The sequence below is a fragment of the Lunatibacter salilacus genome (genome assembly GCF_009797935.1).
Taxonomy (GTDB): Bacteria; Bacteroidota; Bacteroidia; order Cytophagales; family Cyclobacteriaceae; genus Lunatibacter; species Lunatibacter salilacus.
The window spans coordinates 157,651-181,507 of record NZ_VOLC01000007.1 but is presented as its reverse complement, the minus strand read 5'-3'; the positions used below and the strand labels follow the sequence as shown (position 1 = coordinate 181,507).

20 protein-coding genes are annotated in these 23,857 nt (G+C 41.8%); 14 read left to right on the top strand and 6 right to left on the bottom strand.

Translation table 11 applies throughout. The features are described 5' to 3' along the window. Window positions 1–259 precede the first annotated feature (259 nt). Together FQ608_RS11625 and FQ608_RS11620 are read left to right on the top strand one after the other, a co-directional pair. Window positions 260–886 carry a ComEA family DNA-binding protein gene (locus tag FQ608_RS11625; RefSeq protein ID WP_158858397.1) on the top strand — a complete coding sequence of 209 codons (627 nt, stop codon included), beginning with the start codon at window positions 260–262 and terminating at the stop codon, window positions 884–886. A 36-nt stretch (window positions 887–922) separates the two neighbouring features. Further along, complete coding sequence (locus tag FQ608_RS11620; RefSeq protein ID WP_158858396.1) at window positions 923–1,396, top strand: type I restriction enzyme HsdR N-terminal domain-containing protein; 474 nt, start codon at window positions 923–925, stop codon at window positions 1,394–1,396. 312 nt (window positions 1,397–1,708) lie between these two features. Here FQ608_RS11620 and FQ608_RS11615 read toward each other — a convergent pair whose 3' ends face one another. Further along, complete coding sequence (locus FQ608_RS11615; RefSeq protein WP_158858395.1) at window positions 1,709–3,133, bottom strand: hypothetical protein; 1,425 nt, start codon at window positions 3,131–3,133, stop codon at window positions 1,709–1,711. 961 nt (window positions 3,134–4,094) lie between these two features. Here FQ608_RS11615 and FQ608_RS11610 point away from each other — a divergent pair. Next, window positions 4,095–4,808: a Crp/Fnr family transcriptional regulator gene (locus tag FQ608_RS11610; protein WP_158858394.1), complete on the top strand. Its 714-nt coding sequence runs from the start codon at window positions 4,095–4,097 to the stop codon at window positions 4,806–4,808. A gap of 35 nt (window positions 4,809–4,843) precedes the next feature. Here the strand turns inward: FQ608_RS11610 and FQ608_RS11605 are convergent, their stop codons facing one another. Further along, window positions 4,844–5,533: a 3-keto-disaccharide hydrolase gene (locus tag FQ608_RS11605; RefSeq protein WP_158858393.1), complete on the bottom strand. Its 690-nt coding sequence runs from the start codon at window positions 5,531–5,533 to the stop codon at window positions 4,844–4,846. Between the two features lie 236 nt (window positions 5,534–5,769). Here FQ608_RS11605 and FQ608_RS11600 point away from each other — a divergent pair, with 236 nt between their 5' ends. From FQ608_RS11600 to FQ608_RS11560, 9 genes are all read left to right on the top strand, one after another. Further along, a complete protein-coding gene (locus FQ608_RS11600; RefSeq protein ID WP_158858392.1) occupies window positions 5,770–6,405 on the top strand; it encodes a hypothetical protein in 636 nt (211 codons plus the stop codon). A 63-nt stretch (window positions 6,406–6,468) separates the two neighbouring features. After that, complete coding sequence (locus tag FQ608_RS11595; RefSeq protein WP_158858391.1) at window positions 6,469–8,901, top strand: heavy metal translocating P-type ATPase; 2,433 nt, start codon at window positions 6,469–6,471, stop codon at window positions 8,899–8,901. Window positions 8,902–8,903: 2 nt separating this feature from the next. Further along, the gene (gene ccoS / locus FQ608_RS11590) at window positions 8,904–9,086 is read left to right on the top strand and encodes a cbb3-type cytochrome oxidase assembly protein CcoS (protein ID WP_158858390.1); all 183 of its coding nucleotides are present in this window, start codon (window positions 8,904–8,906) and stop codon (window positions 9,084–9,086) included. 1 nt (window position 9,087) lies between these two features. Then, the gene (gene ccoN / locus FQ608_RS11585) at window positions 9,088–11,220 is read left to right on the top strand and encodes a cytochrome-c oxidase, cbb3-type subunit I (protein ID WP_158858389.1); all 2,133 of its coding nucleotides are present in this window, start codon (window positions 9,088–9,090) and stop codon (window positions 11,218–11,220) included. An 11-nt stretch (window positions 11,221–11,231) separates the two neighbouring features. After that, window positions 11,232–11,423 (top strand): cbb3-type cytochrome c oxidase subunit 3, encoded by a 192-nt coding sequence (locus tag FQ608_RS11580; RefSeq protein WP_158858388.1) that lies wholly within the window; start codon window positions 11,232–11,234, stop codon window positions 11,421–11,423. After that, window positions 11,410–12,333: a cbb3-type cytochrome c oxidase N-terminal domain-containing protein gene (locus FQ608_RS11575; RefSeq protein ID WP_158858387.1), complete on the top strand. Its 924-nt coding sequence runs from the start codon at window positions 11,410–11,412 to the stop codon at window positions 12,331–12,333. Before FQ608_RS11580 ends, FQ608_RS11575 begins: the two co-directional genes overlap by 14 nt. Window positions 12,334–12,403: 70 nt before the next feature. After that, window positions 12,404–13,816 carry a cytochrome c oxidase accessory protein CcoG gene (ccoG, locus tag FQ608_RS11570; protein ID WP_158858386.1) on the top strand — a complete coding sequence of 471 codons (1,413 nt, stop codon included), beginning with the start codon at window positions 12,404–12,406 and terminating at the stop codon, window positions 13,814–13,816. A gap of 28 nt (window positions 13,817–13,844) precedes the next feature. After that, window positions 13,845–14,270, top strand: a complete 426-nt coding sequence (locus tag FQ608_RS11565; RefSeq protein WP_158858385.1) for a FixH family protein — start codon at window positions 13,845–13,847, stop codon at window positions 14,268–14,270. After that, window positions 14,271–14,975 (top strand): sulfite exporter TauE/SafE family protein, encoded by a 705-nt coding sequence (locus FQ608_RS11560; protein WP_158858384.1) that lies wholly within the window; start codon window positions 14,271–14,273, stop codon window positions 14,973–14,975. It begins immediately after the preceding gene. A 72-nt stretch (window positions 14,976–15,047) separates the two neighbouring features. Here the strand turns inward: FQ608_RS11560 and hemN are convergent, their stop codons facing one another. After that, window positions 15,048–16,406, bottom strand: coding sequence for an oxygen-independent coproporphyrinogen III oxidase (gene hemN / locus FQ608_RS11555; protein WP_158858383.1), 1,359 nt, complete (start codon window positions 16,404–16,406; stop codon window positions 15,048–15,050). A 213-nt stretch (window positions 16,407–16,619) separates the two neighbouring features. After that, window positions 16,620–17,732: an alanine dehydrogenase gene (gene ald, locus FQ608_RS11550; protein ID WP_158858382.1), complete on the bottom strand. Its 1,113-nt coding sequence runs from the start codon at window positions 17,730–17,732 to the stop codon at window positions 16,620–16,622. A gap of 496 nt (window positions 17,733–18,228) precedes the next feature. On the opposite strand from ald, the gene FQ608_RS11545 reads away from it, so the two are divergent. Beyond that, entirely contained in the window at window positions 18,229–20,643 is a 2,415-nt protein-coding gene (locus FQ608_RS11545) for an alpha-ketoacid dehydrogenase subunit alpha/beta (protein ID WP_158858381.1), read from the top strand. Between the two features lie 16 nt (window positions 20,644–20,659). Here the strand turns inward: FQ608_RS11545 and FQ608_RS11540 are convergent, their stop codons facing one another. After that, a complete protein-coding gene (locus FQ608_RS11540) occupies window positions 20,660–21,334 on the bottom strand; it encodes a hypothetical protein (RefSeq protein ID WP_158858380.1) in 675 nt (224 codons plus the stop codon). A 75-nt stretch (window positions 21,335–21,409) separates the two neighbouring features. Here FQ608_RS11540 and FQ608_RS11535 point away from each other — a divergent pair, with 75 nt between their 5' ends. Continuing rightward, window positions 21,410–22,405 carry a LuxE/PaaK family acyltransferase gene (locus FQ608_RS11535; RefSeq protein WP_158858379.1) on the top strand — a complete coding sequence of 332 codons (996 nt, stop codon included), beginning with the start codon at window positions 21,410–21,412 and terminating at the stop codon, window positions 22,403–22,405. Between the two features lie 274 nt (window positions 22,406–22,679). Here FQ608_RS11535 and FQ608_RS11530 read toward each other — a convergent pair whose 3' ends face one another. Next, a complete protein-coding gene (locus FQ608_RS11530; RefSeq protein ID WP_158858378.1) occupies window positions 22,680–23,837 on the bottom strand; it encodes a sigma-54-dependent transcriptional regulator in 1,158 nt (385 codons plus the stop codon). Window positions 23,838–23,857 lie beyond the last annotated feature (20 nt).

Genomic DNA, 23,857 nt, shown 5'->3' with positions numbered 1-23,857 from the left:
ATTACAGAAAGACGATGAAATGAACAAAACTCCACAAGCAATCCTAATTTAAAATCCTTCTAAATAGTAGCGATTGCGAAAAGTTGACTTTTTATGCTTCTTATTTAAGGTATTTATTTGTGAAAAAATTCCAAAAAGTTTAAATTTACTTGCTATGAATTAACGCAACTCAATGATGGATAACTTTTTACGTCATTTTTTAAGAACGTATTTTGGATTTTCAAAAAGAGAATCCCGGGGATTTCTTTTTGTGTTTCCTATGCTAGTTTTCCTATACCTGCTTCCGATGGTTCTGGAGAAGGCAATGTCCGCAAAGCATGTGAGGGAGTATCAACATTATTTGAAAGAAGCTGAGTCCGCTTTAGATCAAATTTCTACCACATCTTCACCATGGAATCAGGCAGATTCCCTCCGCCAGGAAAAAAGAGATACGTCCAAACAAGAAGATCTGCCAACTAAAAGGATGGTGAGGATAGCGGCGCCTATATTGAATAAGGTTGCATTCCACGAGACAGACTCTGTATTGCTTCAGATGGTATCAGGAGTGGGACCAGTACTTTCTAGTAGGATCATAAAGTTTAGGGAATCAATGGGTGGGTTTCATCAACCTGAACAACTTTTAGATGTATACGGACTTACACCCGAAGTGGCGGAACGGATTTATAGTGCGTTCCCTTTTGAAGCGGTTGTTACTAAAAAAATTTCTTTAAATTCTGATGATGCAAAACAGCTTTCCAAGCACCCTTACATTTCGGCCTCCGAGGCAAAAGTGATCGTAGCATATCGGCATCAACACGGAAATTACCAGAAAGCAACCGATCTTCTCCATATCAAAATATTCAATCAGGCTTGGTTGGACCGGATAATTCCATATCTGGAATGGTGATTTTTTAATATCGTTTACTCCATACATATTTGCAGGATGAATCTTATTTCAGAATCCAAATTGAAACAATCCCTGAATTTACCCCAGGCACCCTTGACGACCTCCTTTGAGAATGGACAGTGGCTGGTGTTGGATGTGTTGAGGAAAAAGAAATTAGTGTTGACACCTGAGGAGTGGGTGAGACAGCATTTGGTGCATTACCTGATCGAATATAAACACTATTCAAAAAGTTTGTTTGTGTTGGAGAAGGGGTTGAAGTACAATCAATTAATCAAAAGACTTGATGTATTGGTGATGGATCGGGCAGGAAATCCATTTCTTCTGATTGAGTGTAAGGCACCGGAAATAAAACTTTCCCAACATACCATCGAACAGGTTTGCCTTTACAACCATACGGTGAAAGCCCGGTATATAGCGATCTCAAATGGAATCAGACACGTATGCATGAGTTATTCAGCTGATGAAAAAAGGTTTATTCCCATGACGGATTTCCCTGATTTTGATTTATAAAAAATACCCTTTGGGGGTAAGAAATAGTTCACTGATTTTTTTGCTTAAACTGGTTATCGATAAGTTAACTGATTGTTCTAGACCATATTCACCTATTAATGCGAAATATCAAAAAAAATTTAACAATGGAGCTGTTGTCCTTGACATTCTTAGCATCAATTTCATTGTATTAAAACATGTTTTTCCTTCAAATTATTTAGAGCTTAATAAAATGGGGTCCAGTTACCTAATAAGCAGTATATAAATTGCTTCAGATATGCAGGTAAAAGAGGTTTTACCCTAACACTATACAAACAATCTCAATAAAAGAACTTATTTTTTTAAAACCTTCACTATCTCCACTTTGTCAAGATAGTTGATCTCGACTATCAACAATCCTTTGGGTGCGGAGCTGACAATGGTCCCTAGGTCCACATGATTTTCTTTGGTGACAAATTGATTAGTATAAGTCATACTTGGAGAATAGATTTTAATTTTGATTAATTCCCCTAAGGGCAGTGCATTCCCAAAGTATTTAAGGCGTACCTTATCCTCAAAAGGGTTTGGAAATGCGGACCATTTCTTGTCAGACTGCACTAATGGGATGTCAACCTTAATAGTGGAGGTGTAAGTGGACTTCCCAAATTCAGGAACGAATTTAATTCTGTAGTAAATTATCCTATCAAACTTTGACAATGAACTATCGGCAAAATGATAGTTGAGAGTCTCGGTATTCCATTCAGTTACTGGCAATTGCCCCACAACAGTAAACGCATCGGTGTTTTGTAATGCCCTTTCTACTTTAAAGTAACCCGTTCCAATTCCCGAATTACGCGACCAAGTCAGTTTAACTGCTTGATTATTCTCTTTCAGTGATGCGTTAAGATCGTCTCTCAGCAAGGGAAGTGTGATGAAATAGAATATTTCGAAGTCCATCACCTCTGAACATCCAAACGCATCTGTTATGGTCAACACGTATGTTCCTTCTGAAAGTCCGTAAATATTCTGCTCATCACTCACAAAACCATTCGGTCCAATCCAGGAGAAACTAAGGGCGCTTAAAGTGTTCATCTCCAGTGTTATGGATCCATTGGGTGAATCTTCCTCCGTCTGATGGATTATTTCCGGGTCGAAATCAATAGCAGTAGGTATATCCAAATCGGCATGATAGGTGTTTACCGTTCCGTTCGCATCAGTCACCGTCAAAGTAGCTGTTCCCCGTCCATAAAAATTCAGAACTGGATCTGGTTCGGTAAAATCTGAAAGGCTGGCATTTGTAAAAGTCCAGTTATACTGATAGGGTCCCCTTCCTCCATTGGTAGTGCTACTGAATGTAACTGGGGTTTCTCCATTTTCAGGGCAGGAGTAGAAATAATCGAACTGGACAGCTAGTGGGGCATCCACTACAATATTGGATTGAAACTGACATTGCGCGGTGGGATAACTATTGCAGGCATAATCTTCTGAAAGGTCAGCTGACCCACTGGTAGTCCAAGACAGTAAGGGGTTATTTAAACTTACTTCCTCTCCACATGTCCAACTCAAGGGAAAGTTGTCCAGTGTCAAAACTCTGGAAAGGTCGGAAGCTGCTGGGAGGATTCCAAAAAAGTAATTTAAAAATCGGGTTTCTTCACCCACTTTTAAATCCGCAAATATCCGGGCATTACTGACCTCACTATTAGAAGTAGTTTGGTACCTTATCGATAAATAGGTGGTTTGTTCAAAACCTGGAGTACAGGTTAGCAAAGAATTAGTCATTGGATTGCCATTTTTATCACTTAGATATACCGACAAAATACTATAGTTTTTGGACGTACAACTTTTGTTACAAGCTCTCAAATCGAGCAAATTCGACTGATTTTGTGAGAAGGATGTTTCTATTATCCCAACCACTAAAATCATAAATAACATTATGTTATATGCAGAATGCATTTTATTTAAAACAAAAACATGTCATATATAAATATACGTATTAAAGTATAAATTTAGATATATTTTTGATAAATACATTTCTTTATTTACCTCAATTATCTATTTGTGATAGCTGATTTTTATCATGTTGGGTTGTTTTCAAGAAGCGAAAAAGTTCAAGAATATTGTTGGTTTACAGGGATATATGATAATACGGAAATGAAAACCTGTTGACTGCATTTGTTTTAAATGGTTATATTTATAAAATGCATGTAAGCTATCACAAATTTTCCGAATATTAATAATGACATTCCATTTTATTTTTTTAAGGGGTTATGCTAGCCTTTATTAGGGAGTTATTTCTGGATTTTTATTTAGAATTTAACATGAATTATTGCATCTATGCATGATGAATTATTTTCTTATTGCCTAACTGCATTGGAATTTTCTGAAAGGCGGTTATTCAGAATGAATTGCCTCGGATAATATTAAATTATTTTCATGATTTAAGTTTAACATACAGAGTCACTTTTCGCTTATGGAATAGGGCAGTTGGATACTCACTCTATTGCATGATATAAAATTATTTTAAACCCCACCACAACTTTTAAATCCAGTCATTTTGGGGATTTTGAGGGGATCAATCCCATTTGCATGTAATACCTAAGCTATAAAGACCAACAGTTTTCCCGATAATTCCCCATATTCTGACGGGAGTAATTCTTTCACCCAAATTAATACTCAAAACAATGATTTTTGTCATGAATTTTGGTATCTTTACCAACATCATTTGTAAGGTTTTAAACATATGACAGTTAAAATTAAAAACACACCATGCCAATTGTGTCTAAGCAGAAAATTTTCCATGTTTGCCGGGTTGTCCGAGGAGCATCTTTGCAACATTTCTGACTCCAAAAATTTAATTTCACACAAAAAAGGCCAAATTCTCTATTACGAAAATACGAAACCACTGGGTGTATTTTGCATCAATGGTGGGGTTGCGAAAATCTTTAAGACGGCTTCTAATGGAAAAGAACAAATAATTAGACTAGCTAAAAAAGGGGACTTTTTGGGGTACACATCGTTGATCGGTGAGGAAGTCTATTCCACGACTGCCACTATCGTGGAAGATGCTCAAATTTGTTTTGTGCCAAAAGAAACATTTTTGAATATTTTAGCGGGAGATATGAATTTTCATAATCGGATAACGCAGGCTCTTTGTAAGGATCTTGGGATCATGGAGGAGAGGTTGACCGATGCTACACAAAAAAGCATCAGAGAAAGGCTTGCACTGACTCTGTTAAAATTGGGAGATTCCTACGGGGTCGACGGAGGGGAGAGCCAGAAAATCGATATCACCCTAACTAGGGAAGAGATAGCTGGATTAGTGGGCACTGCCACCGAAACCGTCATCCGGCTACTTTCGGAATTTAAGAAAGATGGATTGATCGAACTTCAGGGCAAGAAAATTATCATTTTGGATAAAAAAGGTTTGGCAAGACTTTCTGACTTTTATGGCTGATTTGGTCAGTTTTAAGATTTAATCAAACACGTTCGCTATTTATCGGAAATCCCTTTTATTGGTCTAATAGTTAGTTTTTTGAATTCCACTTCGGATCCTTCGGCCTGCACAGCAATTTGACCTTCGGTAGCAGTGGCATTATATCCATGATTGACCAGATCTCCGTTCACCCACACTTTTACTTGGTCTTCGAAACATTCGATAATCATTTTATTCCATTTCCCCACCGGTTTTTCCGATCCATCTGTGAGATTCAAAATACGTCTGTTTAGGCCTTCAGTTACCCCCCATTTTTCCTTTGGACCCCGTCGCTCCACCATATTGGGTACTTCAATGTCCTCTACAATACACCAAAAGTCCCCAGCGTTTTCGTGCATCATCTGTACTTCTATGGATTTGGGAAACATCTGATAAAGTGACCTCGGAGTTGACGCATGGACTAAAATCCCGCAATTTCCCGGCTCACCGGGAAACCTGTACACGGCTTCAACCCTGTAATTACTGTATACTCTGTCTGTAATCAAATGTCCCTGAGGAGTTCCCAACGAAACTAACATACCATTTCGCATGATAAATGGGTTGGTGGCTTCCGAATCCTTGTCCATTTCTGGTACATCCACATGCCATCCATCTAAATTTTTACCATTGAAGAGTGACGTAGTTTGTGAAAGGACAGAATAGTGAATGAATAGAACCAGGGGAATTAAAAAAGATAATATCTTCATGCGCTGTCTTTTTAGTTTTGGTTTGTGATATCTAAAATTAAGGAATTTTTCTGCGATTGGAGCTTCGATGTAAGGAAAAGTTGAAATTTCATTATTACAATCTAAACAATGAGGTCCCAAACTAAACTCCTGGCGCCTTGGTTGAAAAAACATGACGAAAGTCATGAATGTAACCTGCTAAAGTCAATGCGGGAGTATCCCTTTGGGCTTAGCTTTGTCAAAAAATCAACGGCGATATGCAGGCAAAGGTCATTCAATCGGTGAACTTCGAAATTCCGGTAGAAATAATCACAGCTCACTATTTTAGTGAGATGCCTGAGGGTTTTGCCAAACAGATAGTTGTGGAAGGCAAAAAATGGCGTAGTCCCCAAAAGAAAACTCCAACCCTTTATACCGCTCATTTACCCAAAGTACTTGAATGGCTTCATGGAAGTGACATTCCCCGTTCTTGGGAAAAAGAACCCTGTGAAACACCTGTATTAATATATGACAATGAGCTAACGTTTGACAGGCTGCTTTTCCACTACGACGGCACTCCTGCTTCCGCAAGGCTTATTCACCATTTTATAGGGTTGTTTTCTCTTCAATTAAAGAATAGTAAGGCAACTATCATTTCGCCTAGTTTTATCCCAAAGTCTAAGTTGAAAGAGGAACAGGAGGTTATTCAGGCTGTAAGTCAAGCTACTGCGGAAACCTCTTTTATTAAATTCAACTTTAATCGAATCGGGGATTTTTGGTCTTATGCGGTTAAGCATGAATGCACCCTGTTGATTACCACCAAATATTATCAGGCGGATTTGGCCAAGGTACTTTTTCACTTTTACAAAGGGGGTATGTGGTACGATAGACTCTCCTTTTATCTGTCGCTATGAATCATGGTTTTTTATGATTTTCGTCATGTTTTTTACATACAATACCAAGTAAATTAGCCAATAATGTCCAAGTATCATAAAACAGTTGCCGATAAAGCCGCCAAGACCTGCTACCACTGCGGAGAGGTTTGTGTCGAAGAAATCATCCCTTATGATGATAAGAGCTTCTGCTGTACTGGCTGCAAATTGGTCTATGATGTATTACTTGAAAACGATCTCTGTAACTATTATGCCATAGAGAACAATCCCGGAGGCACACAACGAAATGTGTCTACCCGAGGTAACAGGTTTGACTATTTGTCAGATGAAGAGATAATCCGCAAGTTACTTGATTTTCAAAATGAGACCGAAAGTCATGTTACGTTTACTATTCCACTTATCCACTGTGCATCCTGTATTTGGTTATTAGAAAACCTACATCAGTTACATGATGGCGTGATCTCGGGAAGGGTGGATTTTTTGAAGAAAACCGTGCATGTCAAGTTTAACCATCAACGTATCAGCCTTAGGGATTTGGTTTTGCTACTTTCCCACATAGGCTATGAGCCTACCATCAACTTGGCAGACGTGGAAAATAAGCGAGCCAGGCCAATAGATAGGAAGTTAATCTATAAATTGGCCGTGGCAGGCTTCTGCTTCGGAAATATGATGTTCTTCAGCCTACCGGAGTATTTCTCCGAGGCCGAATTGTTGGGTGACGGTTTTCGTGGATTATTCAACTATCTAAATGTAGGGTTGGCCTTGCCTGTGTTTTTTTATTCGGCTACAGACTATTACCGATCTGCGTGGATTGCATTAAAAAACCGGACGGTAAATATGGACGTACCCATTGTGATTGGGATATTTGCCTTGTTTTTTTTCAGCCTCTATGAGATTTTTATTGTCGGGCAAGAAGGGTACATGGATACCTTGGGTGGGTTGTTGTTTTTTCTGTTGATCGGTAAAATCTATCAACAGAAAACCTTTGATACATTGTCATTTGACCGGGATTACAAGGCATATTTTCCAGTGGCTGTAACCCGAGTTAAGCAGGGAGCGGAAGAAGTCATTCCACTTACCAAACTTCAAGTGGGAGATATTATTCGGGTTCGGCACGAAGAACTGATTCCTTCAGATAGCATTTTAATAGAAGGGGAAGCTTCCATTGATTATAGTTTCGTGACGGGGGAGGAAGTGCCAGTGAATAAAAAACAGGGTGAGTTAGTATATGCAGGTGGTCGTCAGAAAGGAAATCCAATTACTCTGACGGTTCAAAAATCTCCATCTCAGGGATATTTGACTGATTTATGGAACAATGAGGCGTTTGAAAAAAAGGAGGATAGTTCACTCGAATCGCTAGCCACACGCATTAGTGGGAAATTTACGGTGACCGTATTGATGATTGCCTTGGCGGCGTTGGTGTATTGGAGCTATACAGATGTTGCTCTTGGTGTTCGGGCATTTACGGCAGTGCTTATTATTACCTGTCCCTGTGCCTTGGCGATGTCTACACCATTTACGCTGGGGAATACGCTTCGGATATTCGGACAGGGGAAATTTTACCTTAAAAACCCCCAAGTCATTGAACGCATGGCGAAAGTGGATACGGTTGTTTTTGACAAGACGGGAACCCTTACAGACCCCTCGGCGGCCAGCATCACCTATCAAGGGGAACCTCTTACGTTGCAAACGAAAGCGATAGTAAAAAGTCTGGTAAATAATTCCACCCATCCACTGAGCAACCGAATAAATTCCTGGTTGGAAGGTGTGCATCTTGAAAGGTTGGATAAGATAGAGGAGATAAAGGGAAAGGGATTAGTTGGACTGTACAAAGGGCAGGAAATACGGTTGGGATCGGCGGATTTTACCGGCGCGGAAACCAATGGGCAGACCGGAGGAAATCAGGTATTTCTCGCTGTCGAGGGATCAGTGCTTGGCTGTTTCTCCATACAAAGTGGACTACGACCAGGAATAGCCCAAGTCGTGCAAAAGATGGGCAAGGATCGGGACGTCCATTTCTTATCCGGAGATCATGACCATGAACGGGTTCACCTACAGGGAGTTTTTGGTCCAGATGTAACCATGAACTTCAACCAAAGTCCTCTGCAGAAGCTTGACTATCTTAAGAAGTTGCGGCAGGCAGGAAGGCAATGTGTGATGATTGGGGATGGCTTGAATGATGCCGGAGCACTTAGGGAAAGTCGGGTAGGTGTTGCGTTAACTACACAGGCATCAAATTTTTCCCCGGCAAGTGATGCGATTATGGATGCAACAGCCTTGACTAATTTGCCCACTTACCTGGATTTTGCCAAAACCAGCCGAAAAATCATTAAAGCAAGCTTTGGACTTAGCTTTACCTATAATGCAGTGGGTGTTTTCTTTGCCGTACAGGGCTTGGTAAGTCCCTTATTCTGTGCCATCCTGATGCCGCTCAGTAGTATTTCTGTTGTAGTATTTACGACAATAACAACAAATTATATAGCCTATACCATGGGATTGAAAAAGAAAATAATCTAGTTATGGAAGTAATCTTCATATTAATAGGGATAAGTATCGTGATGGCATCCTCTTTTTTGTGGCTTTTTATACGAGCCATGAGGAGTGGACAATATGACGATACATACACGCCCTCCATCCGCATTTTATTTGACCAAAAAGTGAAAACTAAAGAAAAAGAAGTACCATCAACAAAATCAAAGTAATATGTCTGAAACTACACTGGAACGGTTTTATTACGACAATAAGATCGTAAAATTCTTCGGCGCCGCCACCGTTATATGGGGGCTGGCAGGCATGCTAATCGGCGTTTTGGCCGCTTTGCAACTCTTTCTTCCCGAGGCCAACCTAGGCAATCCATATACCACATATGGAAGGATTAGGCCGCTGCATACCAATGCGGTCATTTTCGCCTTTGTGGGAAATGCCATTTTTGCGGGGATCTATTATTCGATGCCCAGACTACTAAAAGCCCCCATGTGGAATAAGACATTGAGCTGGTTTCACTTCTGGGGTTGGCAGGCCATCATCGTATCTGCGGTGATTACTTTACCGTTAGGTTTGACTACATCAAAGGAGTATGCGGAGCTGGAATGGCCAATCGATATCGCTATTGCATTGGTATGGGTGGCGTTTGGTGCCAATATGATAGGAACTCTGATAAAGCGAAGGGAAAGGCACATGTATGTCGCTATTTGGTTTTACATGGCTTCTTTCGTAACCATAGCCGTATTACATATCTTCAATTCGCTAGCTTTACCGGTATCTTTATTCAAGAGTTATTCCGCCTATGCTGGCGTTCAGGATGCCTTGGTTCAGTGGTGGTATGGTCATAATGCAGTGGCATTTTTCCTGACCACACCGTTTTTGGGATTAATGTATTATTTTCTTCCTAAAGCCGCAAACCGCCCAGTTTACTCCTATAAGTTGTCCATTGTCCATTTCTGGTCGTTGATCTTTATCTATATTTGGGCTGGACCGCATCATTTGCTATACACCGCTTTGCCCGAATGGGCGCAAGTGTTGGGAGTAGCATTTTCAGTAATGTTGATTGCTCCTTCTTGGGGAGGGATGGTTAACGGGCTTTTGACATTACGGGGTGCCTGGGACAAAGTTCGAGTTGATCCGGTGTTGAAATTTATGGTGGTGGCCGTCACTGCCTACGGTATGGCTACCTTCGAAGGTCCCCTTCTTTCGTTAAAAAATGTGAATGCCATCGCACACTATACTGACTGGATCGTTGCGCATGTTCACATCGGTGCTTTGGGATGGAACGGGTTTCTGACCTTCTCTATGTTATATTGGCTTTGGCCGAGAATGTGGAAAACAACCCTTTTCTCAACCAAACTGGCAAACACCCACTTTTGGATGGGGACAATGGGTATTTTATTCTACGCACTACCGATGTATGTAGCCGCATTGACTCAAAGCTTGATGTGGATGGAGTTTGGCGATGCCGGAAGACTGGCCTATCCAAACTTCCTGGAGACGGTCATTCAAATCGTTCCAATGTATATGCTGAGGGCATTTGGCGGATTTCTTTATTTGGCGGGCGCTGTATTGATGGTGTATAACCTGATAAAAACTGCTACTCAAGGCTCATTCCAAGAAGAGGAGGTAGACGAGGCGCCGGCTTTGGAAAAGCATGTGAATACATCCGGTGAATTCTGGCACAGGGCCTGGGAAAGAAAACCCGTATTCTTTACGATTTTAGCAACTATAGCTATCTTAATAGGTGGAGTAGTAGAAATTATCCCCGTAATCTTAATTAAATCAAACGTTCCAACTATTACTAGTGTGGAGCCTTATACACCATTGGAATTGCAGGGAAGGGACCTTTACATTTCCCATGGCTGCGTAGGCTGCCATTCTCAGATGATCCGACCTTTCCGGGCGGAGACAGAGCGGTATGGGGAATATTCCAAGGCTGGTGAATTTGTGTACGATAGGCCTTTTCTTTGGGGGTCAAAACGCACCGGTCCGGATTTGCACCGGGTAGGAGGAAAATATCCGGATAGCTGGCATTACCACCACATGGTGGACCCTAGGAGTATGTCGCCCGGCTCCCTCATGCCTCCCTATCCTTGGATGGTCGAAAATACCATGAGCCACAGTGATCTTCCGGCCAAGATACGGACGATGCAAAAGTTTGGTGTCCCTTATCCGGAAGGCTATGATGAGGTAGCGTTGAATGATTTGATGATACAGGCCAATGCCATCGTCGCCAACCTTAAAGAAACAGGTGTGGATGTAGCTCCGGATACGGAAATCGTAGCCTTGATTGCTTATTTGCAACGTTTAGGTACAGACATTAAAAAAACCGCAGCCACTAATCCCTAAATTCCAAACTCATGTACAAAGAACTGTTAAGATCCATAGAAGATATTGAGATATATCCGATTATCTCCTTGGTTATGTTTGTGCTCTTTTTTGTAGGTATGTTCATCTGGATATCCCAGGTGGACAAAACCTACGTGGACCACATGAAGAGTATGCCACTAAATGATGAACCTAAAAATGAAAACGGACATGAAAAGAATTAAATTGACATTGCTTGTCCTTTTTGGATTATTTGTTTCTTTCCCAACTTTGGCCCAAACATCGGAAATGGGTTTGCTGGAAGGCCTAAGCTCCATGGAAAGCAGTGAAGTTACCCTGTTAGCTATAATGGGGATTTTACTTCTGCTAATCGTAATCCTAATGTTGCTGATGATTTATCTTCTGGTGTTTCTGAGTAAGACTTTAAGCGTAGAAACTCCCGGATTGGAGCATCAGCCGAGTTGGTGGGAAGTCTTCAGGAAGCAGTATATAGTAGGAGAAATGAAGCCGGTCAATGAGGAGAAGGACATTCAACTGGACCATACTTATGACGGTATCAGAGAATTGGATAACTTTATGCCTCCTTGGCTGAAATACGTGTTCTACATCACGATCGTGTTTGGAGTGGCGTATTTTGTGTACTATACTGTATTGGGTATCGGTATGACACAGATAGAGGAATATGAGCAGCAGTTGGCAATTGCCGCAGTAGAAGCAGAACAGCGGCAATTTTTGGCTGTATCTACAATCGATGAAACCAACGTCCAATTTGATGCCAGCGGACCGGCTATCAAGGCGGGGATGACTCTTTATGAGAACAACTGTGTGGCCTGTCACGCTATCGACGGCGGGGGAGGAGTTGGTCCAAATCTAACTGATGATTATTGGGTTCACGGAGGTTCTATTGAAGATATATTCCGAGTGGTCAAGTATGGGGTGATAGAGAAAGGGATGATACCCTGGCAGGATCAACTTAGTCCGGAAGAAATGCAGCAGGTATCCAGTTATGTGCTTACCATGGTGGGTTCGACTCCGGCTAATCCCAAAGCTCCCCAAGGGGATCTATATGAGCAGAAGATTGAGGAGCCTACTGACGCACTCACAGAGGATGAATTGGGGGTAGAAGAAATTTGACAAGAAGAAGGCACTTCCAGCACTAATCAGTAATCTCGGGAGTGCCCTTTTTTTAAAAGGTAAAAAACAAATGGGCAAGAAAAACAGTCCTATCCTACCGGATAATTTTCGGGATTCTCTGGGTACGGTAAAGGAAGACGGAAGTAGAAGTTGGATATATCCAAAAAAAGTTTCCGGAAAATTTTACCGGTGGAGGACGTATGTGTCGTGGGTATTGTTGGCCATACTTTTTGCCGGGCCATTTATTCGGGTTGACGGTAGACCCTGGCTATTGTTCAACATTTTCGAGAGGAAATTCATCATCTTTGGCGTGGTGTTTTGGCCTCAAGACACCTATCTGCTTATTTTTCTGCTGTTGATTTTTGTCGTTTTTATAATCCTGTTTACAGTTGTGTTTGGGAGGGTGTTCTGCGGGTGGGCTTGTCCACAGACGCTCTTTATGGAAATGGTTTTCCGAAAAATTGAATATTGGATTGAAGGAGATGCAAATAAGCAACGCAAGCTTAACGAGATGCCATGGAACGGGGAAAAAATAAGGAAAAAATCCCTGAAAATGTCAATATTTACCCTGATCTCGCTGTTGATTTCACATACCGTGATGGCGTATCTGATCGGTGTAGATCGCGTTAAGGAGATAGTGATTCAGCCACCTGGAGAAAATATGGCCGGATTTATTGGTCTTATGGCCTTTACCGGAATTTTTCTTTTCGTCTTCTCCTGGTTCCGGGAGCAGGCCTGCGTGGTTGTATGTCCATATGGCAGGCTGCAGGGGGTTTTATTGGACAACAATTCAATCAATGTGGCCTACGACCATGTCCGTGGCGAACCTCGGGGTATGATTCGGAAAAGCCAGCCGATAACGGAAAACCTAGGTGACTGTATTGATTGTACACTTTGTGTCCAGGTATGTCCCACTGGAATAGACATCCGAAACGGGGTTCAAATGGAATGTGTGAATTGCACAGCTTGTATCGATGTCTGTGATGAGGTAATGGAGAAAGTCGACAGGCCAAAAGGACTGATTCGTTATGCTTCTGAAACAAGTATCCAAGAAGGTACCCAACGGCTTTTCACTCCCAGAGTGAAGGGGTATTCCGCCGTTTTGATGCTGCTCGTTGCCGGATTTGTATTCCTTCTAACCACTAGGGAAGATTTGGGAGCAACTGTTACCCGATTCCGGGGCATGACCTATCAGGAGCGGGAAGGCGGAGAAGTAAGTAATTTATACGAGGTTACCTTTATTAACAAAACCTTCACCAGCCAAAAAGTGGCATTAGTACCTGAAGATGAAACCTTCCGCCTGGAAATGGTCGGTGACACCAACTGGACACTTGAAGGCCAAACCAGGTTTGATGGAAGGTTTTTTATAATCAAGGACCAGAAGAATATTCAGACCAACCAGCAAGAAATTGTCTTATTGCTCATGCAGCAGGGAGAGGTAATTGACAAAATTAAAACAAGCTTTGTGGCACCTGTCAAGTAAGTAATAAAAACTTAAAACGCTAGAAACTATGGATTGGGGTAAAGGAATTGTATTGGTATTTGTCGCTTTTGCGGCAATCATGATTAGCATGGTGACCATATGTATGAAAAAGGACGACCTGCACTTGGTTACCCAAAATTATTATGAGGAGGAAATCAAGTACCAAGCTCATATCGACAAGGTGATCAATGCCAACGGACTGTCCTATGAGGCACTTCAGTTTGACAACCTACAAAAATCAGTATCCATAAGCCTACCTGTTGGGGCTAAGGGAGAACTTCATCTTTTCAGGCCTTCCGATGCTCGGTTGGATCAGAAGTTGGTGGTGGATGTTATAAATGAAGATACAACTGTCGTGGATTTGGCCATGCTGAAATCCGGTTATTGGCTGATGAAATTAACTTGGTCAGCCGAAGGAAAATCCTATTATCAAGAGAAAAAAATCACGATTTAGATGCTCTGGACTGCTTTTTTGTTGGGGTTTTTGGGATCATTCCATTGCTTGGGCATGTGTGGTCCGATTGCCTTGGCCGTTTCTGCCAAGGACAAACGCAGGTACCTAAAAAACAAGCTGATTTATAATTTTGGGAGGACAGTTACCTATAGTTGCCTTGGCGGCGTAATTGGTTTTCTTGGTTTTTCAATGGCTTTGGCAGGCATCCAACAATGGATTTCTATCAGTATGGGGGTATTGATTGTCGTCATGGCTTTTTTCTATAAACGATCTGAACGCATTGTGGCCCAATCTGGTCTCTTTGGCGCAGTGGGAAGGCTAAAACAAGCACTTAGTAAATACCTCAAAAAAGGTGGAACCGGAGCCTATTTTACCACGGGTATGTTAAATGGATTTTTACCCTGCGGGATGGTATACTTGGCGTTGATAGCTTCCTTGGCGATGCAGAGTCCGTTATATGGGGCTGCTTATATGTTTTTCTTTGGTTTGGGTACGATTCCAATGCTAATTTCATTGATGGTCACCCAACATATGCTGGCCTCACAGGTAAGGAATAAACTTTTAAAGGGCATGCCTTATTTTGCGATGTTTATAGGTATACTTTTTATTGTCAGAGGTATGGGCTTGGGTATACATTACATCAGCCCCAGCTTGTACCTTCCATCCCCGGACAGCGGCGTTGTTGAAATGACATTATGTGAATAATGCGAACACCCGGCAGGACGAAATCGTATAGGGACATGAAAGGCGTTACAGCTAACCTTCTCCAAAAGCGACTTAAATGGCCTTGCTAAAGCCGGGTTTAATTCTTGGGGATTGCATATAGGGATCAAAAGCCATACAAATATTTCGGATAAAAGCCATTCCGCGATCCAAGACCCGTATTTCATTGGCATCATATTCCAAGAGCCCTTCACCCTTAAATTCCGACAGGAAATTAACCCAAATGGGATTATCAACAGGAGAACTTCCTTCCGGCCACTTTGCCCTATGGTTGCAGATCAGGTCGAGTATAAAACTTTTCATCTGAAGGTCGGTGGGGCTCAGGCAATGCCCTTTTACTATAGTCGTTTTCCCATCTAAAATCATTGTTTTATAGGACTCAAGCTGTTTTTCGTTTTGAGAATAGGCAAAAAAAACATCGCTGATGGCGCTGTTTCCCAACCCTATCAAAATCTTGGACGGAAGCGTAGTATACCCCATGAAGTTCCGGTGGAGGGTGTTTGTTTGCTTGGCGATGAATAGTGGATCTGCGGGGAGAGCAAAGTGATCCATACCAATTTCATGGTAGCCCATGCTTTGAAGCAGCTGCTTACCATGCTCGTACAAGCCTCTTTTTTCTTGTTCTTTGGGCAAATGATTTTCAAAACTGCGCTGCGCAGGAAAGGCTTCTGGCACATGGGCATAGCTGTAAAAAGCTATCCGGTCCGGCTTTAGCTCGTCGACCTTTTCAAAGGTTTCTGAAATAGTATCTTTAGTCTGGTGGGGAAGGCCATAAATAAGGTCAAAATTCACTGACTGATACCCAATATTCCGGGAAATTTGGGTGACTTCTGCCACCTTTTCAAATGGCTGTATACGATGGATGGCTCGTTGAACTTTCAGGTCAAAATCCTGTATTCCATAGCTCACCCTGGTAAATCCGACTTCAAATAGTGCGGCAAGATGCGCTTGCGTGGTGTTGTTTGGATGCCCTTCAAAACTGAACTCCGCATTATCAGTCACCCTTACATAGCGTTTGATGTGACGGATTAGTATTTTCAATGATTCGGGAGAGAAGAATGTGGGAGTACCACCTCCCAAATGAATGCCTGCCAACTTTGGTTTTGAAGGAAGGATCTTTAAATAATTATCCCATTCCTTCATCAACGTAGAAATGTAGGGGATTTCCAACGTATGATTGGTCGTAATCCGTTTGTTGCATCCGCAATAAGTGCATAAGCTTTCACAATAGGGGAGATGAATATATAAGCTGATTCCTTCTTGATCGCCGAAATGTTGATAGGCTTTTTTTACTGCTTTTTCCCAAAAAGGTTGTGTTACGTCATTTCTCCAAAAAGGCACAGGAGGATAGCTGGTGTATCGGGGAGCCGGAACATTATACTTTGTGATCAAATCTAAAGGAGGGCTTTGCATGGGTGGATTGGTTTTGTATGCAAATCTCCCAAAATTTCAGAAATTGTTTCATGATAACGGTACGGCTAAAACCTGATAAAAATCATTTATTGAAAATAGCCGATGAAATGCAAAAAACTGGATTCGACAATTTCTGTCAATTCCATAATTTATCGGCTGATGGGTTGTTTTTAAAAACAGTTAGCCTCACCCCTGGGGCTAACTGTTTCTTAATTATAGAAAGTTTTCGACAGGAACATAGGGCAGTCCAAAAGTCTCCGAAACAGCTTCATAGACCACATGTCCCTCAATGATATTCAGTCCTTTTAGTAGTTCTGGTTGATCGATAACAGCTTTCTTCCATCCCTTGTTGGCAAGCTCCAACGCATAGGGGAGAGTGGCATTCGTCAATGCGAGGGTGGAGGTGTATGGCACCGCCCCAGGCATATTGGCCACACAATAATGCAGTACGTCATCTATGATATAAGTGGGGTTTTCATGGGTGGTAGGTCGGCAGGTTTCTATACATCCACCTTGATCTACAGCCACATCCACAAGCACAGTGCCCGGCATCATCAGTTTCAACATAGCCTTGGTTATTAGGTGTGGTGCCTTAGCACCGGGGATCAATACAGCTCCTATTACCAGATCTGCGGTTGGTAGGAGCTTTCGGATGTTAAATTCATTGGACATCATAGTTCTCACGTTGGCTGGCATCACATCGGATAGATACCTCATTCTCGGCAGTGAGACATCAAGGATGATCACATCCGCGCCAAGACCCGCAGCCATCCAAGCTGCTTGTGTGCCGACAATTCCACCACCCAAAATGATCACTTTTGCCGGGAGGGTACCTGGAACGCCACCCAATAATATACCTCTGCCTCCCAGCGGCTTTTCCAAGTAATTCGCGCCTTTCTGCACGGCCATTCTTCCGGCCACTTCTGACATGGGAACCAATAGGGGTAAGCTTCGATCTGACATTTCCACCGTCTCATAAGCGAGGCAAATTGCCTTACTTTGAATCATGGCATTGGTCAGCGGCTCATAGGAAGCAAAGTGAAAATATGTAAATAAAAGTTGATTTCTCCGAATCAAGGAATATTCAGAAGCAATAGGCTCCTTAACCTTGATGATCATTTCTGATATGCCGTACACCTCTTCAATAGTAGGGAGGATTTTAGCACCCGCCAATTCATATAGTTCATTGGGGAATCCACTTCCCTGACCGGCTCCTAGTTGGACATAGACCTCATGGCCCTGCTTAGTCAATTCCTTGGCTCCAGCGGGAGTGAGGGCAACTCGGTTTTCGTTATTTTTTATTTCTTTTGGTACGCCTACGATCATGTGGTTATAGTGTTTGAAGTGAATTTTTGAAGAATGAAATTTAGATAAAATACGGGCCAAGTCGGATCTTGGAACTCAAAAATGGTATAAGGTGCTGAGAATTGGAATTAGCCATTTTCCAGTGTTTCCGGATTTGGAATTTTTGTTGAAATTTGTCCTCAAAAGTAAACAGTTTTGCCGAAAACATATTGACTGCCGGGATTTTTTACCGCAAAAAAATACCAAATAGGTATTGGATTTTTTAAAAGAAATTGAATATGTCAGGAATAAGGAATTAAAAATCTAAGAATAATAAAGTAAATTAATTTATCGCTAAATATAAGTAGGACAAAATAAAATTTTACAAATTGATTTTTTTTAATAAAAAACAGAATAATAGTATATTTTATTGAAAAAATAATCTTAATTATAATTGGGATTTCTGTCAAATTTCTGTATTTTTGGTCCACTTGCATTTTTCCCTCAGTGAAAAACAGTTGCGTTTATAGATAAAGAAATGGAAGAATTGTCCACCCTCAATATTAAGAAAAAGACCGGTTTTGGTCGGGAGCATGTTTTGGAAGATTTTAGATTGGCCATGACAAGCAGGCATGCATCCTTGATGGGTAGGAAGGAAGTCTTTATGGGTAAGGCCAAATTCGGGATTTTTGGTGATGGTAAAGAGCTGGCACAATTGGCAATGACCAAGTTTTTTCAGCTGGGGGACTTTCGTTCTGGGTATTACAGGGACCAGACCTTTATGTTTGCCACCGGAGAGTTGAGTATTCAGGAGTATTTTGCACAGCTCTATGCACATACGGATGTAGAGGCTGAGCCGGCCTCCGCTGGGAGGCTTATGAATGGGCACTTTGCTACCCGGTCGCTCAACCCAGATGGAAGTTGGAAAAACTTGATGAAAATCAATAACTCCACGGCCGATATTTCCCCGACTGCCGCACAAATGCCCAGATTAGTTGGTCTGGCTTATGCCTCAAAGCTTTACAGGGAAAATAAACAGCTTCATCAGTTTACCAATTTTTCCAACAAGGGCAACGAAGTGGCATGGGGTACAATCGGCAATGCGTCGACCGCCGAAGGGATGTTCTTGGAGACTGTCAACGCTGGAGGCGTATTACAAGTGCCGATGATCATTTCTATTTGGGATGATGGGTATGGCATATCGGTTACCAACGAGTATCAGATAACCAAAGCAAGCATTTCGGAAGCTATGGAAGGCTTCAAAAGAACATACGATAAGAACGGATACGAGATATTTGTAGTGAAAGGGTGGGATTATGAAGCCCTAATGGAAACCTATGGCAAGGCCGCAAAAATTGCCCGCAATGAACATGTGCCTGTGCTTATCCATGTTATCGAAATGACGCAGCCCCAAGGGCACTCCACTTCCGGGTCCCATGAGCGGTATAAATCAAAAGAAAGACTTGCTTGGGAAGCGGAATACGATTGTATACCAAAGTTCAAGTCCTATATATTGGAAAACGAAATCGCTACCGAAGACGAACTCGATGAAATCGACAAAGAGGTAAAACAGTTCGTTAAACAAAGCAAAGACAGAGCCTGGAAAGCATTTAATGATGTCATTAGTTCAGAACTGAAACAAGCCGTTGCCCTGATTCAAAAAGCCGGGGCACTAAGTGGTCATCGACCTGCCTTGGAGCAGATGACGCAAGACTTGGTAAAAACCATTAATCCTGTCCGAATGGATCTTATTAGCACAGTTCGGCGGGCTTTGTGGGAAATGAGGCATGATCCCATTGAAATTAAGGAAGAGTTATTGAACTGGTATAAAAAACAGGAGCATATAAATAAGGATAGGTATAACAGTCACCTTTACAGTGAATCCTCCCATCGGGCTTCTCTTGTACCGGAAATACCCGTGTCTTATGGGGAAGATTCTGCGTTGGTGGATGGTAGGGAAGTGTTGCAAGCTTGCTTTGACCAAATGTTAAGTAGGGATCCCCGGGTATTTGCCATCGGCGAAGATGTAGGGAAAATTGGCGATGTTAATCAGGCATTCGCCGGACTGCAAGCCAAATATGGCGAAATCCGAGTGACGGATACCGGTATACGGGAGTGTACTATTATAGGCCAAGGCATTGGTGCGGCCCTTCGTGGACTGCGGCCAATTACCGAAATCCAGTACCTAGACTACCTAGTCTATGCACTGCACACTTTGACCGACGATCTAGCCTGTCTCCATTACAGAACCAAAGGGGGACAAAAGGCACCGCTTATTATACGTACCAGAGGACACCGACTAGAAGGTGTTTGGCATTCTGGTTCGCCCATAAGTATGATTTTAGGCAGTTTACGCGGGATATTGCTATGTGTTCCCCGAAACATGACACAAGCTGCCGGAATGTACAATACCCTTCTGGAAGCTGATGAACCGGCCGTCGTTATTGAAGTGCTCAATGGATACCGGTTGAAGGAAAAAATGCCTGCCAATATTGATAGATTTACTGTACCTGTTGGTAAGCCCGAAGTTTTGCGCACGGGGACCGATATCACTGTAGTCACGTACGGTGCCATGTGCCGGATTGTGATGGGTGCGGCTGATGCCCTTGAAACGATGGGGATATCATTGGAAATTATAGATGTGCAAACCTTAATTCCTTTTGACACATCCCACATCATTGGCCAATCCATCTCCAAGACCAACCGGGTGATTTTTGCGGATGAAGATGTGCCGGGAGGTGCGTCCGCATACATGATGCAGCGCGTAATTGAAGGGCAAGGTGCCTATTACAAGTTGGATTCCGAACCCATTACGATTTCCGCAAAGGAGCACCGGCCCGCCTATTCCACAGATGGGGATTATTTTTCAAAACCGAGCATAGATGATGTCGTTGAGGTCGCTTATGGGATTATGAGCGAAACGGATCCCGAAAGATTTCCCCCTTTATTCTAGTATGGTGATAAAAACTTTATCGGGCTCGCCGAATTTGTGCCAAGGTAAAATCAGGTGTGGATACCAAATTACTTCTGTTCAACTGCCTGTCTTGAATTTGTAAATCAAGTCTGAGCGTATCATTCCTAAATATGCTATTCCAACCCAGTGACAACATGCCATAGCGTATATTCCCTTCTATTGCACGATCCCTATCGTCGGAAAGAATTCTTGGGAATCTGCCGTTAAAGGTTGTAAAATAAGGCGGGTCGGACCATCTAAATTCAGTGTATTCTCCGCTCCTTTTTATGTAAAACTTGACAAAAATGTTATAATAATCCGGATTTTCTTTCACCCAGATTGTATCTCGTACTTCGACATTGTTTATCAAAGGAAAGATAATCCAGTCTCTATTGTTGTAGGAGGGTGCTTCTGCGGGGCGGTTTGCATAAGTGATTAATGTTCCTTGATTATCCACCTGATATTCGAGTTCATTGAATGGAGGATTAATTTCTCTGGGATTAAGACCCAAATCACCTTCAGCATCCCGGAAATTTAATGTCACAATCAAGGAATCTGCATCAGTTGTTTCCACAAATTCCAGATTATTGAAGCTGATTTCAGGTACTGTAGGGAAATTAACTGGAGGAGCTATACAGGAAAATCCCAGGGATAAGATTAGAAGAAGAACGGGCTTATTTACTACCTTCATGGTTTCAGTAACGTTATGCAGCGACTTGTATGATGTAAATTTGATTAAAAAAAGGGGTTAACCATAAAATTAACGATGAAATATTTCAAAAGTTTTTCTGAATCCCTCAAAAATATGGGACATAATGACTTTGAACGGCTTGCACTGGACCTTTTTCATTTTCAGGCAGCCGAAAATCCTGTTTATAAAGCTTATATTCAAGCTCGAAAAATTGACCCTAAAAAAATTTCGAATTTGACCCAAATCCCCTTTCTCCCCATATCTTTTTTTAAGTCCCAGAAAGTTTATTGTGGATCGGACCCTGACCCTAACAAATTCTATTCAAGCAGTGGGACTACCGGACAGGTGAACAGTAAACATTATTATTGGTCCGAAACATTTTACCTAGAGCATGCAAAGCAGATATTTGAGGAAACCTATGGTAGTTTGAGTGATTTCCACATCTTAGCCCTTCTTCCTTCTTATTTGGAGCGTCAGGGAAGCTCACTCGTTTCTATGATTGAGTATTTCATTTCTCAAACCAAATCCCCATTTTCAGGGTTTTATTTATATGATCACCAAAAATTATCAGACACTTTAACCGCAAGCAAGTCATCCGGCAAAAAAGTGCTTTTAATCGGCGTGACTTTTGCTTTGCTGGACTTGATAGAAGAGTTTAAGGAGATTCCTGCGTTAAATAATTTGATAGTCATGGAAACGGGGGGTATGAAAGGGAGGCGAAAAGAAATGATTCGGGAAGAAGTTCATGATCAGTTGAGAAAGGGCTTTCAGATAGATGCCATTCATTCCGAATACGGTATGACAGAATTAATGTCTCAAGCCTATTCGAAAAGCGACGGAATTTATACGCTTCCTAAAACTATGGGCGTTTACATCAGGGATACACATGATCCCTTCGCCTATCAAGACAGGAAGGTAGGCGGGATGAACATTATAGATTTGGCAAATTTCCATTCCTGTGCTTTTATTGAGACGCAGGATTTGGGTAGAATAGATAGAAGCGGAGAACTGGAAATTTTGGGGAGGTTTGACAACAGTGACCTGCGAGGATGTAATTTAATGCTTAATTAGTTTTGTATTGGGTATATATTTATTCATATTTGATCAGTTAAAAAATAGAATTATGAAATCGAGCATAACGAAAGCTTCACATACAGGGATGATTATCGTGGCGAGATTCCATATGGCCGCAAAAAAAAAAAATATAATCATATGAAAAGTTTAATTATTTCGATGTTGTTTGTGGCTGTTTTGGCCATGGGTGCATGTGCCTCCAGTAAGCCATGTCCGGCATATGCCAAGGCAGAGTACACAAATCAAGTCAAAGGATAGAAATATGCTGACCTTAATAGTCAGCATATTTTTTCACGTCCTCTTCTGTGATGGTTTTACTGCCTAAAATAACGAGGCGTTCAACCACATTTCTTAATTCCCGTATATTTCCCGTCCAGGGATTTTGTTGGAGTTTTTTAAGTGCAGCCTCATCAATTTCCTTTTTGGAAGTTCCATATTCCCCGGCTATGTCAGTTAGAAATTTGTCAACAAGCAGGGGGATATCTTCAATCCTGTCTTTTAAGGGAGGTACTTGAATGACGATAACACTGAGTCGATGGTATAGATCCTCACGGAATTCTCCTCTTTTAATCTCGGCTTTTAGATCTTTATTGGTTGCGGCCAAGATACGGACATCTACGGTAATATCTTTGTCACCGCCGACCCGTGAGATTTTGTGTTCTTGCAACGCACGCAGCACTTTTGCTTGTGCGGATAAGCTCATATCTCCCACTTCATCCAGAAAAAGAGTCCCGCCATGGGCTTGTTCAAACTTCCCCTGACGTTGTTTCATAGCGGAAGTAAAGGCACCTTTTTCATGTCCAAACAATTCACTTTCAATTAATTCAGAAGGTATCGCCGCACAGTTAACCGCAATAAATGGTGCATTTGCACGGTTACTTTTCTCGTGGATCCAGTGGGCTACCAATTCCTTTCCGGTACCGTTGGGGCCGGTAATCATGACGCGCGCATCAGTGGGAGCCACCTTTTCGATAGTTTCCTTTACTTGAAAAATTCCTTTGGACTCACCCACCATATCAAGTTTTTTGGAAAGTTTCTTTTTGAGAACCTTGGTTTCCTGCACCAGGGTCTTTTTATCCAATGCATTTCGTACGGTGAGTAATAATCGATTTAGGTCCGGTGGTTTTGGGATAAAATCAAATGCCCCTTTTTTGGTTGCTTCTACGGCAGTTTCTATACTGCCATGGGCGGAGATCATGATAAACTGGGGTTGCCTATCCAGGCTAAGGCTCTTGGTAAGGACTTCCATACCATCCATTTTTGGCATTTTGATGTCACAAAGGACCAGATCAAAATCCTGTTTTTCAATCATCTCAAAGCCTTCCTGCCCGTCTTGCGCTTCAAAAATTTCATATTTTTCGTATTCTAAAATCTCTTTTAAGGTGGACCGAATTACCTTTTCATCATCGATGATTAAAATTTTTGACATATCGTTACTCCTATATTTTA

Excerpts from the sequence above, each read along its gene's own strand:
- FQ608_RS11565 (WP_158858385.1), top strand. The coding sequence starts at position 13,845 with ATGGATTGGGGTAAAGGAATTGTATTGGTATTTGTCGCTTTTGCGGCA.
- hemN (WP_158858383.1), bottom strand. The coding sequence starts at position 16,406 with ATGCAAAGCCCTCCTTTAGATTTGATCACAAAGTATAATGTTCCGGCT.
- FQ608_RS11545 (WP_158858381.1), top strand. The coding sequence starts at position 18,229 with ATGGAAGAATTGTCCACCCTCAATATTAAGAAAAAGACCGGTTTTGGT.
- FQ608_RS11610 (WP_158858394.1), top strand. The coding sequence starts at position 4,095 with ATGACAGTTAAAATTAAAAACACACCATGCCAATTGTGTCTAAGCAGA.
- FQ608_RS11620 (WP_158858396.1), top strand. The coding sequence starts at position 923 with ATGAATCTTATTTCAGAATCCAAATTGAAACAATCCCTGAATTTACCC.
- FQ608_RS11625 (WP_158858397.1), top strand. The coding sequence starts at position 260 with ATGCTAGTTTTCCTATACCTGCTTCCGATGGTTCTGGAGAAGGCAATG.
- FQ608_RS11540 (WP_158858380.1), bottom strand. The coding sequence starts at position 21,334 with ATGAAGGTAGTAAATAAGCCCGTTCTTCTTCTAATCTTATCCCTGGGA.
- FQ608_RS11615 (WP_158858395.1), bottom strand. The coding sequence starts at position 3,133 with ATGACTAATTCTTTGCTAACCTGTACTCCAGGTTTTGAACAAACCACC.
- FQ608_RS11605 (WP_158858393.1), bottom strand. The coding sequence starts at position 5,533 with ATGAAGATATTATCTTTTTTAATTCCCCTGGTTCTATTCATTCACTAT.
- FQ608_RS11535 (WP_158858379.1), top strand. The coding sequence starts at position 21,410 with ATGAAATATTTCAAAAGTTTTTCTGAATCCCTCAAAAATATGGGACAT.
- FQ608_RS11580 (WP_158858388.1), top strand. The coding sequence starts at position 11,232 with ATGTACAAAGAACTGTTAAGATCCATAGAAGATATTGAGATATATCCG.
- FQ608_RS11600 (WP_158858392.1), top strand. The coding sequence starts at position 5,770 with ATGCAGGCAAAGGTCATTCAATCGGTGAACTTCGAAATTCCGGTAGAA.
- ccoN (WP_158858389.1), top strand. The coding sequence starts at position 9,088 with ATGTCTGAAACTACACTGGAACGGTTTTATTACGACAATAAGATCGTA.
- ccoS (WP_158858390.1), top strand. The coding sequence starts at position 8,904 with ATGGAAGTAATCTTCATATTAATAGGGATAAGTATCGTGATGGCATCC.
- ccoG (WP_158858386.1), top strand. The coding sequence starts at position 12,404 with ATGGGCAAGAAAAACAGTCCTATCCTACCGGATAATTTTCGGGATTCT.
- FQ608_RS11575 (WP_158858387.1), top strand. The coding sequence starts at position 11,410 with ATGAAAAGAATTAAATTGACATTGCTTGTCCTTTTTGGATTATTTGTT.
- FQ608_RS11595 (WP_158858391.1), top strand. The coding sequence starts at position 6,469 with ATGTCCAAGTATCATAAAACAGTTGCCGATAAAGCCGCCAAGACCTGC.
- FQ608_RS11560 (WP_158858384.1), top strand. The coding sequence starts at position 14,271 with ATGCTCTGGACTGCTTTTTTGTTGGGGTTTTTGGGATCATTCCATTGC.
- ald (WP_158858382.1), bottom strand. The coding sequence starts at position 17,732 with ATGATCGTAGGCGTACCAAAAGAAATAAAAAATAACGAAAACCGAGTT.
- FQ608_RS11530 (WP_158858378.1), bottom strand. The coding sequence starts at position 23,837 with ATGTCAAAAATTTTAATCATCGATGATGAAAAGGTAATTCGGTCCACC.